Origin of the sequence: Brachybacterium sp. EE-P12 (assembly GCF_003711805.1) — a bacterium.
GTDB lineage: Bacteria > Actinomycetota > Actinomycetes > Actinomycetales > Dermabacteraceae > Brachybacterium.
In genome coordinates this window covers 139124-151703 of the sequence record NZ_QXCP01000006.1, presented here as the reverse complement: position 1 = coordinate 151703, position 12580 = coordinate 139124, and the positions used below count along the sequence as shown (strand labels likewise).

Annotated in this window: 6 protein-coding genes; all 6 read right to left on the bottom strand. The window is 72.3% G+C overall.

Annotation, left to right across the window (positions count from 1 at the left end; genetic code table 11):
- Nucleotides 1-63 precede the first annotated feature (63 nt).
- Nucleotides 64-1896 carry a dihydroxy-acid dehydratase gene (gene ilvD, locus D1648_RS10175; RefSeq protein WP_122941849.1) on the bottom strand — a complete coding sequence of 611 codons (1833 nt, stop codon included), beginning with the start codon at nt 1894-1896 and terminating at the stop codon, nt 64-66.
- A gap of 61 nt (nt 1897-1957) precedes the next feature.
- Nucleotides 1958-5656 carry a GNAT family N-acetyltransferase gene (locus tag D1648_RS18500; RefSeq protein ID WP_370239789.1) on the bottom strand — a complete coding sequence of 1233 codons (3699 nt, stop codon included), beginning with the start codon at nt 5654-5656 and terminating at the stop codon, nt 1958-1960.
- Nucleotides 5653-7179: an aminotransferase class V-fold PLP-dependent enzyme gene (locus D1648_RS10160; RefSeq protein WP_122941369.1), complete on the bottom strand. Its 1527-nt coding sequence runs from the start codon at nt 7177-7179 to the stop codon at nt 5653-5655. The genes D1648_RS18500 and D1648_RS10160 overlap by 4 nt, the downstream gene beginning before the upstream one ends.
- 270 nt (nt 7180-7449) lie before the next feature.
- Nucleotides 7450-9150 carry a sodium:alanine symporter family protein gene (locus tag D1648_RS10155; RefSeq protein ID WP_122941367.1) on the bottom strand — a complete coding sequence of 567 codons (1701 nt, stop codon included), beginning with the start codon at nt 9148-9150 and terminating at the stop codon, nt 7450-7452.
- A gap of 399 nt (nt 9151-9549) precedes the next feature.
- Entirely contained in the window at nt 9550-11061 is a 1512-nt protein-coding gene (gene gatB, locus D1648_RS10150) for an Asp-tRNA(Asn)/Glu-tRNA(Gln) amidotransferase subunit GatB (RefSeq protein WP_122941365.1), read from the bottom strand.
- Nucleotides 11058-12572 (bottom strand): Asp-tRNA(Asn)/Glu-tRNA(Gln) amidotransferase subunit GatA, encoded by a 1515-nt coding sequence (gene gatA / locus D1648_RS10145; protein ID WP_122941362.1) that lies wholly within the window; start codon nt 12570-12572, stop codon nt 11058-11060. The genes gatB and gatA overlap by 4 nt, the downstream gene beginning before the upstream one ends.
- Between the last annotated feature and the right edge of the window lie 8 nt (nt 12573-12580).

Here is a 12580-nt window from a genome sequence, read left to right as displayed (position 1 = left end):
TACGCGAACGGCCGCCGACCCCTCAGGGGCCGGCGGCCGTTCTCGTCGGGCGGTGGCCCGGTGTCAGTCCAGCGGGCGGCGGGTCGCGCCGTAGGTCGCCGAGCGCACCAGGTGCGCGTAGACCTTCAGGGCCTGGGACACCTTGCGCTCGCGGTGCTCGGGGCGCCAGGGCAGCGGGCCCTTCTTCTCGCGGCGGCGGGCGATCTCGTCCTCGGGCACGTCGAGCTCGAGCAGGCGCTTGTCCACGTCGATGATGATCTTGTCGCCGTTCTCGATGAGGCCGATGAGCCCGCCCTCGGCCGCCTCCGGGGAGATGTGGCCGAGGGACACGCCGCTCGTGCCGCCGGAGAAGCGGCCGTCGGTGATCAGCGCGCAGGTCTTGCCCAGGCCCCTCCCCTTGAGGAACGAGGTGGGGTAGAGCATCTCCTGCATGCCGGGACCGCCCTGCGGGCCCTCGTAGCGGATGACCACCACGTCGCCGGCCTTCACCGTCTTGTCGAGGATCTTCTGGACGGCCTCCTCCTGGGAGTCGCACACCACCGCGCTGCCCTCGAAGTGGAAGAGGTCCTCGGTGACGCCGGCCGTCTTGAACACGGCGCCGTCGCGGGCGAGGTTGCCCTTGAGCACCGCGAGACCGCCGTCCTTGGTGTAGGCGTGCGGGACGGCGCGGACCACGCCCTCCTCGCCGTCCAGGTCGAGCTCGTCCCAGGTGTTCGTGGTGGAGAACGCCTGGGTGGTGCGCACTCCGCCGGGCGCGGCGTGGAACAGCGCCTCGGCCTTCTTCGAGGCCTTCCCGCCGCGCACGTCCCACTCGTCCAGCCAGGTGGTCAGGTCCGGGGAGTGGACGGTGTGAACGGTGTGGTCGAGCAGCCCGGCCCGGTCGAGCTCGCCGAGGATCGCGGGGATGCCGCCGGCGCGGTGGACGTCCTCGACATGGGCGGTGCCGTTGGGGGCGACCTTCGACAGGGTCGGCACCGAGCGGGAGATCCGGTCGATGTCGTCCAGGCCGAAGTCGACGCCCGCCTCGATCGCGACGGCGAGGATGTGCAGGATCGTGTTGGTCGAGCCGCCCATGGCCACGTCCATGGCCATCGCATTGGAGAACGCGGCCTTGGTCGCGATCGAGCGCGGCAGGACCGACTCGTCGTCCTCCTCGTAGTAGCGCCGGGCGAGCTCGACGATCTTCCGCCCCGCCTCGAGGAAGAGCTCCTTGCGGAAGGCGTGGGTGGCGAGGGTGGTGCCGTTGCCGGGCAGGGACAGGCCCAGCACCTCGGTGAGGCAGTTCATCGAGTTCGCGGTGAACATGCCCGAGCAGGAGCCGCAGGTGGGGCAGGCGTTCTCCTCGACCTCGGCGAGCTGTGCGTCGGTGACCGAGTCGTCGGCGGACAGGGCCATCGCGTCGACCAGGTCGATCCGGTTCTCGGTGACGCCCTGGACGGGCTTGCCGGACTCGGAGGGGCCGCCGGAGACGAAGATCACCGGGATGTTCAGGCGCATCGCGGCCATGAGGTGGCCGGGGGTGATCTTGTCGCAGTTCGAGATGCACACCAGCGCATCGGCGGTGTGGGCGTTGACCATGTACTCGATCGAGTCGGCGATGATGTCGCGGCTCGGGAGCGAGTAGAGCATGCCGCCGTGCCCCATCGCGATGCCGTCGTCGACGGCGATGGTGTTGAACTCCTTGGAGATGCCGCCGGCCTCCGCGATGGCGCTCGCGACCAGGTCGCCCATGTTCTTGAGGTGGACGTGGCCGGGGACGAACTGCGTGTACGAGTTCGCGATCGCGATGATCGGCTTGCCGAAGTCGCCGCTCTTCATTCCGGTGGCGCGCCAGAGGGCGCGGGCGCCGGCCATGTTGCGGCCGTGGGTCGAGGTGCGGGAACGGAGCTGAGCCATGCCCGCCATGCTACGCCGCCATGCGAGATGGCGGTGTCACCATCCGGACAGTGGGCGGGGATCACAGCACGGGCGCACCGACCCGCGCGACGGGGTTGTCCATCCTCCCCGCGAACAGCAGCGAGGAGGCCTGGTCACCCAGGTCCACCATCTGCAGGGTGTTGCGCAGCTGGAGACGGTTCAGGCAAGAGTGCGCGAAGGAGCCGGTGCGCAGATCCACGTCCCCCGCGAGGCCGCGGGCAAGATCGGGGTGGTCGGTCTCGTACTCGTCCAGCACACCTGCGACCACCGACCAGAACCGGTCGGCGGGCAGGACCCCGTCCGCGTCGAGGATCCCGGCCAGATGGCGCAGCACCCCGTCGAAGACGTCGGTGAAGATCGACAGCGCCTTCTCGTCCCCCGGCACCACGGCCCGCACCCGCTCCATCCGCTCGGGCAGGGGACGGTGGCCCACGACCGCCATCTCCTCGCCGATGTCCTTGAGGAACGCGCCGACCACCTGCTGCTCCCGCACCCGCAGGATCAGGTTCTCGCCGTGGGGCATGACCACCACGTCGTGGGCGAGCAGCGCATGGACCAGCGGGCGCAGGTAGGCGCGCAGGTACTGGGCCACCCACTGCTGCGGCGGCAGGCCCGAGGCGCGGAGCATCGCGGAGGCGAAGGAGCGGCCCTCGTGGTCGCGGTGCAGCAGGGCGGCCATGGTGAAGGCGCGCTCCCCCTCGGCGAGCTGCGCGGCGGGGTTCTCGCGCCACAGGGCCGCGAGCATCCTGCGGTGCGGATTCGACGTGCGGGTGCGATGGTAGGCGTCGCCCGTGTACCCGATCGCGGCGCGTTCCCGCAGCACCCGGAAGCCGTGCACGGAGAACTCGGGGTCCCCCGCGACCAGGGCCGCGAGCCAGTCGTTGATCGCGGGGGTGGCGCGCATGTAGTGCGGGGACAGGCCGCGCAGGAAGCCCATGTTCTGGATGGCGAGGGCGACCTTGACGTAGGGGGCGCCCGCGCGGGTGCGGTTGTAGAAGGTGCGCAGGGACTGCTGGGGCTGCATCTCGTCACCGCCGGCGCCGAGCGGCACGAGGTCGCCGCGGGCGATGTCGGGCGCGAAGGTGATCGGCAGGCGGTGGCCGGCCTGCCAGGGGTGCAGCGGCATCAGCAGGTACCCGGCGGGGTCGAGGCCGCGGTCCGTGAGCCGTGCGGTGAAGGCTGCGCGCTCCTCCGCCGACAGCGACCACGCGGCGTGCGAGTCCTCGCCGAGACCCTCGCCGAGGGCGAGGTGCGCGTGCTCCCGCCGCACCGCGACCCACTGCAGGCGAGTGCGCCGTCCCTGCTCCGGGGCGAAGGAGCGGTAGTCGGGCAGGGAGAAGCCGATGCGTCCGTTGTTGGCGAGGAAGCCGGGATGGCCTTCGGTCATCGCCGCCTCGACGCCCGGGAGGTCCGCCTCGAGCAGGTCCTCGGACGACGGCCGCTCGCCGCGGCGGGCCTCGTCGAGGGTCGCGCAGCGGGCCGCGAAGGTCGAGGCGAGCTCCTCGAGATAGGTGGAGAGCAGGTCGTCGGGCACGCCGAGGACGTCCTGCAGCTCGGCGACGAGGACCTGCACGTCCAGCGGGGTGCGGGTGCCTCCCGCGGTGCGGGTGATCGAGGCGGGGTCCACCAGCCAGTGCTCGAGCGGGAGCACCCGGGCGGCGAAGCCGTACCGGACCTCCGTGCCCGGCACGACGAGTTCCCAGCGCCCCGCGCCGTGCGGGGCCGGGGCGAGCACCCGTTCGTGGGAGAGCTCCGCGAGCGCCTTGGCGATGAGGTGGCGGTGGGCCTGCTCGGCCGTGTCGGGGCGGAGGTGGGCGGTCGGGTCGGGTGCGTGCGCGGACCGGGACGCGCCGAGCGGGGAGGCGGCGAAGTCCGCGCGGGTGCACACGCTGAGCGCGGCGCGCTTGATGCCCGCGCCGTCGGGGATCTCCACATGGTCCAGCACCCGGAAGCCGGCCGCCGCGTTCTTGGCGAGCACGGCGCGGTTGCGCTCGTCGGGCTCGACGACCACGCGGGCGGCGCCGCGCTCGTGCAGGCACCAGGCGACCACCTCCCCCATCACCGCAGCGGTGAGCCCGTGCTCGGGCGCCCCGGCGGGCGGGGCGATCAGCAGGTGCATGCCGAGGTCGCCGGGCTCCGGGTCGAGGAGACCGGCGGGGAGGAGGCGGGTGGGGTCGTAGGTCTCGACGTAGACGAGCGCCTCGCCGTCGCGGGTCCCGAGCCAGCCCTCCTCGTGCGCGGAGGCGGCGACGTGCTCGAGGTAGGTGCGCACCTGGTCCGGGCGGTGCCCGGTCATGCCCCAGAAGCGGGCGCGCTCGGAGGTGAGCCAGGCGTGCAGGAGCTCCGCGTGGGCGGCGGGGTCCAGCGGGGTGAAGGTCAGGTCCATCGGATCTCTCCTGGTCAGTGCGCGGCCGGCAGGCCGAAGGTCTGGAAGGCGATGCGGCGCTCGATCGGGGTAGGGCTCGTCGCCGGTGACGGCCGCGAGGACCGTGGAGGCGCGCCAGGCGCCGAAGCCGAGGTCCGGGGCGGTCACGCCGTGGGTGTGCTCCTCGGTGCCGAGCACGTGGATGCGTCCGGCGTCGTCGACCGTGTAGTCGCGGGCGACGTCGAGCCGGCCCGCCCCGTCCCGTCGGACCCGGTCGCCGAGCGGGGCGAGGAGGTCGGCGTCGCGGGGGCGGTAGCCGGTCGCGGCGACGACCGCGCCGGTGCGGTGCTCGGCGCGCTGCCCGGTGAGGGAGTGGGCGAGGTCCAGGACGATCCCCTCGCCGCTCGCGTCCCTGCGGGCGCCGGTCACGGCGGTGCCGCTGAGCAGGCGCGAGGGCAGCTCGCGGCCATGGGCGGTGAGACCGTAGAGCAGCTCGTGGATCTCGTCGATCAGGTCGGCGCTGATGCCCTTGTGCAGGGCGCGCTGTTCACGGGAGAGCCGGTCGCGCTCGCTCTCGGGCAGGGCCCGGTGCAGGTCGGTGTACTCGGGCGAGGTCATCTCGAGGGTGAGCTTGGTGTACTCCATCGGGAAGAACCGCTCCGAGCGGGTGACCCAGTCCACCCTCGTGCCGCGGGGCGCCGCCTCGGTGAGCAGGTCGCGGTAGACCTCCGCGGCGGACTGTCCGCTGCCGAGGACGGTGACCGAGTCCGCGGCGAGCAGCTCGTCCTTCCGCTCGAGATAGCGGGCGCTGTGCAGCACGGTTGCGGGGCCGTCCCCGTCGGCGAGGGCGGCCAGGGCCGGCGGGAGGTGCGGGGCGGTGCCGAGGGCGAGGGCGAGGTGGCGCGTGCGCAGCTGCTCGACGCCGGTGGTCTTCCCGTCGGCGCCCAGGACGTGGAGGGTCACCAGCAGGTGCTCGCCCTCCTCCTCGACCGCGACGGCCCGGCGGCGCCAGCGCAGGGTGCCCAGCTGCGCGGCGACCCAGCGGCAGTAGGCGTCGTACTCGCTGCGCAGCGGGTAGAAGGACTCGCGGATGTAGAAGGGGTAGAGGCGCCCGGCCGCCTTGAGGAAGGCGAGGAAGGAGAAGCGCGAGGTGGGGTCCGCCATCGTGACCAGGTCGGCGAGGAAGGGGACCTGCAGCGTGGTGCCGTCGATCATCACGCCGGGATGCCAGGAGAAGCCGGCCGACTGGTCGACGAAGACGGCGTCGAGCTCCGCGAGCGGCTCGGCGAGGGCGGCGAGCCCCAGGCCGAAGGGGCCGATCCCGATGCCGACGAGGTCGTGGACGTGGGATGCGTCGGAGGACGGGGCGGTCATCGGGTCGCCTCCGTCGCGGCGAGGCGGGTGCCGGCGAGCAGTCCGCGGCCGGTCGCGCGGACGAGGTCGAGCACGGCGGCGACGTCCAGCAGCGTGGTCTCCGGGTTCAGGAGGGTGAGCTTCAGCCAGGGGGTGCCGTCGATCGTGGTGCGGGCGACCATCGCGCGGCCGGAGTGGAAGAGGATCCGACGGATCAGGGGCTGCAGCTCGTCGGCGCGGGCCTCGTCGAGATGGGCGGGGCAGAAGCGGAAGATCACCGTGGAGAGGTCGGTGCTGCCCAGGACGTGCAGATCGGGGTCGTCCTCGAGCAGGTCCCGCACCTCGACCGCGAGATCGCAGACGGCGTCGACCATGTCCCCGATCGCGTCCGGTCCCAGCGAGCGCAGGGTGGTCCAGAGCTTCAGGGCGTCGAAGCGGCGGGTGGTCTGCAGGGACTTGTCGACCTGGTTGGGCTCGGCGTCCTCGGAGGCGGCCTCGGCCGCGGGGTTGAGATAGTCGGCGTGGTGGGTGGTCGCGGCGAGGTCCGCGCTCTCGCGCACCACCAGGGCGCTGGAGGAGACCGGCTGGAAGCAGGTCTTGTGATAGTCGACGGTCACGGAGTCGGCGCGCTCGATGCCGTCCAGCAGATGGCGCCGGGTGCGGGAGAGCAGCAGGCCTCCGCCGTAGGCGGCGTCGACGTGGAGCCAGGTGCCGTGCGCGCGGGCGGCGTCGGCGATCGCGGGGAGCGGGTCGATGGTGCCGCGGTCGGTGGTGCCGGCGGTCGCGACGATCGCCATCGCCCGCTCCCCCGCCGCCCCGAGAGCGTCCAGCGCTTCGTGCAGCGCCGCGACATCCATACGACCCTCGTCGTCGGCGGGGACGGTCAGCACGGCATCGCCGCGCAGTCCCAGCAGGGTCGCCGAGCGGGAGACGGAGAAATGAGCGGCCTGGGTGGTCAGCACCCGCAGACAGGGCACCAGCAAGGCACGGGCCTCGCCCGTCTCCCGCTCGGCGCGGGCGCGGGCGAGGTAGAGGGCCTGGAGGTTGGACTGGGTGCCGCCGGAGGTGAACACGCCGTCGCCGGCCTCGAAGCCGATGCGCCCGGCGGTCCAGCGCACGAGCCGCTGCTCCATCAGGGTCGCGACCAGGGACTGGTCGTAGGTGTCCACGGAGGTGTTGATCGCGGCGAGCATCGCCTCGGCGGCGACCGCGGGCAGCACGACGGGGCAGTTGAGGTGCGCGAGATAGGAGGGGTGGTGGAACCAGACGGCGTTGCCTGCGTAGAGGGCGTCGGCCTCCGTCAGTGCGGCGGCGTCCCCCACGCCGGGGCCGTCGAGGTCGACGTCGGTCACGAGCTGCTCGAGCCGGCGGCGGTCGGGGCCGACGGAGGGGGCGCGCACCGTGCGGAGGCGCTCGGCGACGTCGCGGGTGACCTGGCCGAGCAGCTCCTGGTAGGCGTCGGCGGTGCGGGCGGTGAGCAGCCCGGTCGTCACCGCGGCGGTCCCGTCGGGGGCCGGGGCGGGGCGGGCGGCGAGCGATGCCATGGGGAGGACCTCCTGGGGCGCGGGCCATCCGGACCTGCGCAGTAAGGGTTGCCTACCCTAAATACGCAGGTCTGGGGGCTCGCAATCCCGGACGCGGTCCGGATGAGAAGCGCCACGATGTCGCCGGATCGGGCAAAAGCCGTGGACACAGGCTCGAGAAGGTGCCGCCCTGCAGGCTCCGCGGTGGACGGACGTCCATCACCCGTGCTCATGCAAGGGGCCGTCCCGGTGCGTCCAGAACGGCCCCTGTCACGCAGGACGAGCGAGGGTTCAGACCCCGGCAGGGCTGCGGTCCGCCTGCGGGTCGGCATCCCCCTCGGCCCCGGGGCCCTGAGCCCAGTGGTCGTAGTCCGTCTCCCCCATCGGCGAGGCGAGGTCCCCGTCATGATGGTCGGCGCGGACGGGGAAGTCGGGATCCTCGGCGAGCTGGCGGTGGAGATCCGCCAGACGCAGCTCCTCGGTGCGCGTGCGGCGCTGCTCGGCGGCGACCTGCTCCTCGGTGGGCTCATGGTCGCCCATGCCCACCTGGAGGTCGGGGTCGACCTCGGTGAGGGCGCCGACGCTCACCCGGTAGCGGTGGCGCAGGACCTCCAGGCGCAGCACGCGGGCGAGGAAGTAGATGCCCAGCAGGTTCGGGACCGACATGAGGAAGAACATCGCGTCGGAGAAGGCGATCACGGAGTCCAGCGAGATCGCGGCGCCGACGATCACGGCGAGCACCCAGGTGATGCGGAAGATGCTCTGGACGCGTGCGGAGCTGCCGAAGAGGAACTTGGCGCTGAGCTCGCCGTAGTAGGCGTAGGCCAGCACGGTGGAGAAGCCGAACAGCGCGACGGCGACGGTGAGGAGGTAGGGGAACCAGCCCGCGACGGTGCCGAAGGCGGCCGCGGTCAGCGCCACGCCGTCCTCCCCTCCGCCCTGGTACACGCCGGTGATGACGACGGCGATCGCGGTCAGCATGCACACGCCGATGGAGTCGACGAGCGGCTCCCACAGGGCGGTGAACCCCTCGGTGGCGGGCTCCCTCGTCTTCGAGGCGCTGTGGGCCATGCCCGCGGAGCCGACGCCCGCGGCGTTGGAGAACAGCGCGCGCTGGATGCCGATGACGGCCACGCCGATGATGCCGCCGGTGACGCCGTCGGCCGTGAAGGCGCTGGTGAAGATCGTGGAGATCGCGGTGGGCAGCGCCTCGATGTTCCCCAGGATGATCGCGAGCGCGCAGAGCACGTAGAGCACGGCCATCGCAGGGGTGATCGCGGAGGTCCAGCGGGCGATCTTCGTGACGCCGCCGAGGATGACGATCGCGGTGAGCACGGCCATGACCGCGCCGATCAGCCACTGGTTGCCCGAGAGGAACTCGCTGCCGGTCGAGGAGGCGACGATCGCGGCGACCTGGTTGGACTGGAAGAGGTTGCCTGCGCCGAAGACGCCGACGAGGGTGAAGATCGCGTAGAGCACGGCGAGCGCGCGACCCAGGCGCCTGCGGCCGATCTGCGCGAGGCCGTCGCGCAGGTAGTACATGGGGCCGCCCTCGGTGGTGCCGTCGGCGTTGACCTTGCGGTACATGACACCGAGGGTCGCCTCGGCCATCTTCACACTCATGGCGAAGAAGCCGAACAGCGCGATCCAGAGCGCCGCCCCGGGGCCGCCGGCCGCGATCGCGACGGCGACGCCGGCGATGTTGCCGAGCCCCACGGTGCCCGACAGCTCGGTGGCGAGAGCCTGGAAGCTGGAGACCTCGCCGGGATCGGTCTTGGCGGTGTACCGCCCGCGGATGACCTGGATCGAGTGCTTGAGCCCGGTGATCGGCTGGAAGCGCAGCCAGACGGTCAGGAAGACCGCGGCGGCCATGAGCCACACGACGATGATCGGGACGCCGCCGAAGATCGGGGCCTCGTAGAACACGACGGCGCTGAGGAAGGCGGCGATGGGGCCGAAGATCGTCTCGACGGCCGCGTCTATTCCAGGCATCTGGGGGCTCTCCTTCGGCGGGGATCCGCCGGGTCGGGGACTCGGGGCCCGCGCGGCGCCGGTCACCGAGGAGGGAGGCGCCGCAGCAGGCGACGAACGACTGTACCGAGGAGTAACCTGCGCGCTCCGTCGCGCGCTGCGCCCCTCCGACTGAGCGGAACCTGTGCATGACATGGGCCTTCGCCCATCGCTTCGGCGCCCCTGTCCGACAATCCGACCCGCGGATTCTTTACCTGTTCTTGACCTGCGCCGTGGAGACACTCACATCGCCAGGGCGGGCCGATGGGCCGCATCGCGCCTGCGGTCCGCGTCCGAGCGGAGCCCCTCGGGCCCGGAGCAGAGAGGACGGGCCGCCCTTGCCTGGAGCGGCCCGTCCTCTCTGAGCTGTACGCGGCGGGGTCAGCTCACGCCGAGCTTGTCCATGATGATCTCGCGCACGCGGCCGGCGTCGGCCTGGCCGCGGGTGGCCTTCATGATCGGGCCGATGAGGGCGCCGATCGCCTGGACCTTGCCGCCCTGGATCTTGGCGACCACGTCGGGGTTGTCGGCGATCGCCTGGTCGACGGCGGAGGTGAGCACCGAGTCGTCGGAGACGACGGCGAGGCCCTCGGCCTCGACGATCGCGGCGGGGTCGCCCGCGCCGTCGAGGACCTTGCCGAGGACCTGCTTGGCGATCTTGTCGTTGATCTTCTTCCCGTCGACCAGGCCCTGCAGCTCGGCGACCTGCGCCGGGGTGATCGAGAGCGCCTCGATCTCGACCTCGCGGTCCTTCGCCACGCGGGCCAGCTCGCCCATCCACCACTTGCGGGCGGACTGCGCGGAGGCACCGGCGGCGACGGTCTGCTCGATGAGGTCGAGGGCGCCGGCGTTGATCACGTCGCGCATCTCGAGGTCGGAGAAGCCCCACTCCCCCAGCAGGCGGCGCCGACGGGCGGCGGGCAGCTCGGGCAGCGCGGCGCGGATCTCCTCGACCCACGCGCGGCTCGGCGCGACCGGGACCAGATCGGGCTCGGGGAAGTAGCGGTAGTCCTCCGCGTCGGACTTCGGGCGGCCCGAGGAGGTGCCGCCGGTGTCCTCGTGGAAGTGTCGGGTCTCCTGCACGATCTGCTCGCCGGCGTCGAGCAGCCCGGCCTGGCGGGAGATCTCGAAGCGCACGGTGCGCTCGATGGAGCGGAAGGAGTTGACGTTCTTGGTCTCGGTGCGGGTGCCGAGCGGGGCGCTGGGGTCCGTCCGCAGGGAGACGTTGACGTCGGCGCGCACGTTGCCGCGCTCCATCCGCGCCTCGGAGACGTCCAGCGCCCGGAAGATGTCGCGCAGGGTGCGCACGTAGGCGGCGGCGACCTCGGGGGCGCGGCCCTTGGTGTCGGGGATCGGCTTGGTGACGATCTCGACCAGCGGGACGCCGGCGCGGTTGTAGTCCACCTGGGAGTGGGTCGCGCCGTGGATGCGGCCGGTCGCGCCGCCGACGTGGGTGTTCTTGCCCGCGTCCTCCTCCATGTGGGCGCGCTCGATCTCCACGCGCACGATCTCGCCGTCCTCGAGCTCGACGTCGACCCAGCCGTCGAAGGCGATGGGCTCGTCGTACTGCGAGGTCTGGAAGTTCTTGGTGAGGTCCGGGTAGAAGTACTGCTTCCGCGCGAAGCGGCAGGTCTCGGCGATCGAGCAGTTCAGCGCCAGGCCGATCCGGATCGCGTACTCGACGGCCTTGCCGTTCACCACCGGCAGGGAGCCGGGCAGGCCCAGCGAGGTGGGGGTGATCGCGGTGTTCGGCTCGGCGGCGAAGATGTTCGGCGCGCCGTCGAACATCTTGGTCGCGGTGCCCAGCTCGACGTGGACCTCGATGCCGAGGACCGGGTCGTAGCGGTCGATCGCCTCGTCGAAGTCGACGGGGGTGATGTCGGTGGTGGTCATCGGGCTGCGCCTCCTGCGAGCTCGGGAGCCTTCGCCAGCAGCGGTCCGCCCCAGGCGTCCTCCAGCAGCGCCTCGAGGGCGCCGCCCACCTGGTACAGGCGCTCGTCGGCGCGGGCCGGGGCGAGGAACTGGATGCCGGCCGGCAGGCCGTCCTCGGCGAGGCCCGACGGCAGGGAGATGCCCGGGGTGCCGGCGAGGTTGGCGGGGATGGTGGCGATGTCGTTCATGTACATCGCGGTGGGGTCGTCGATCTTCTCGCCGAGGCGGAAGGCGACGGTGGGAGCGGTGGGCGAGGCGAGCACGTCGACCTGCTCGAAGGCGGCGGCGAAGTCGCGCTGCACGAGGGTGCGGACCTTCTGGGCGCTGCCGTAGTAGGCGTCGTAGTAGCCGGCCGAGAGCGCGTAGGTGCCCAGCAGGATGCGGCGCTTGACCTCGTCGCCGAAGCCGGCGCCGCGGGTCGCCTTCATGACGTTCTCCGCGGTGGGGTGGTCCTCGGGGATCACCCGCAGGCCGAAGCGCATGCCGTCGAACTTCGCGAGGTTCGAGGAGGCCTCCGAGGGCATGATCAGGTAGTAGGCGCCGAGCGCGTACTCGAAGTTCGGGCAGGAGACGCGGACGATCTCGGCGCCCGCCCGCTCGAGCTGGTCGAGGGACTCGGTGAAGCGGGCGCGGACCTCGGGGGCGAAGCCCTCTCCCTCGAGCTCCTCGATCACGCCGATGCGCAGGCCCTTCACGTCGCGACGGCGGGCCGCCTCGGCGTAGGCGCCGACGGGGTCCGGCAGGGAGGTCGAGTCGCGTGCGTCATGCCCGGCGATAAGCTCGTGCAGCAGCGCGGAGTCCTCGACGGTGCGGGTGACGGGGCCGGCCTGGTCCAGGGAGCTGGCCATCGCGATCAGGCCGTAGCGGGAGACGGAGCCGTAGGTGGGCTTGACGCCCACGGTGCCGGTGACCGCGCCGGGCTGGCGGATCGAGCCGCCGGTGTCGGTGCCGATCGCGAGCGGCGCCTCGTAGGCGCCGACCGCCGCGGCGGAGCCGCCGCCCGAGCCGCCGGGGATGCGGTCCGGGTCCCACGGGTTGCGGGTGGGGCCGTAGGCGCTGGTCTCGGTGGAGGAGCCCATCGCGAACTCGTCCATGTTGGTCTTGCCGAGGATCGGCAGGCCCGCGGCGCGGAGCTTCTCGACGAGGGTCGCGTCGTAGGGCGGGACCCAGCCCTCGAGGATCTTCGAGCCGGCGGTGGTGGGCTGGCCCTTGGTGACCACGACGTCCTTGACGGCGATGGGCACTCCGGCGAGCGCATGCAGCTCCTCGCCGGCGGCGCGGCGCGCGTCGACGTCGCGCGCGGCGGTCAGGGCCTCCTCCTCGCTGACGTGGAGGAAGGCGTTCAGGTCATCGTCCACGGCCGCGATGCGGTCGAGGTGGGCGCGGGTGAGCTCCTCGGAGGAGGTCTCGCCGGCATGCAGGGCGGCGGCCTGGGCGGCGGCGCTGCGGCGGATGATGTCGGGGGAAAGCATCGGTCTCC

Coding starts and splice junctions, on each gene's coding strand:
- ilvD (WP_122941849.1), bottom strand. CDS start 1,896: ATGGCTCAGCTCCGTTCCCGCACCTCGACCCACGGCCGCAACATGGCC.
- D1648_RS18500 (WP_370239789.1), bottom strand. CDS start 5,656: ATGACCGCCCCGTCCTCCGACGCATCCCACGTCCACGACCTCGTCGGC.
- D1648_RS10160 (WP_122941369.1), bottom strand. CDS start 7,179: ATGGCATCGCTCGCCGCCCGCCCCGCCCCGGCCCCCGACGGGACCGCC.
- D1648_RS10155 (WP_122941367.1), bottom strand. CDS start 9,150: ATGCCTGGAATAGACGCGGCCGTCGAGACGATCTTCGGCCCCATCGCC.
- gatB (WP_122941365.1), bottom strand. CDS start 11,061: ATGACCACCACCGACATCACCCCCGTCGACTTCGACGAGGCGATCGAC.
- gatA (WP_122941362.1), bottom strand. CDS start 12,572: ATGCTTTCCCCCGACATCATCCGCCGCAGCGCCGCCGCCCAGGCCGCC.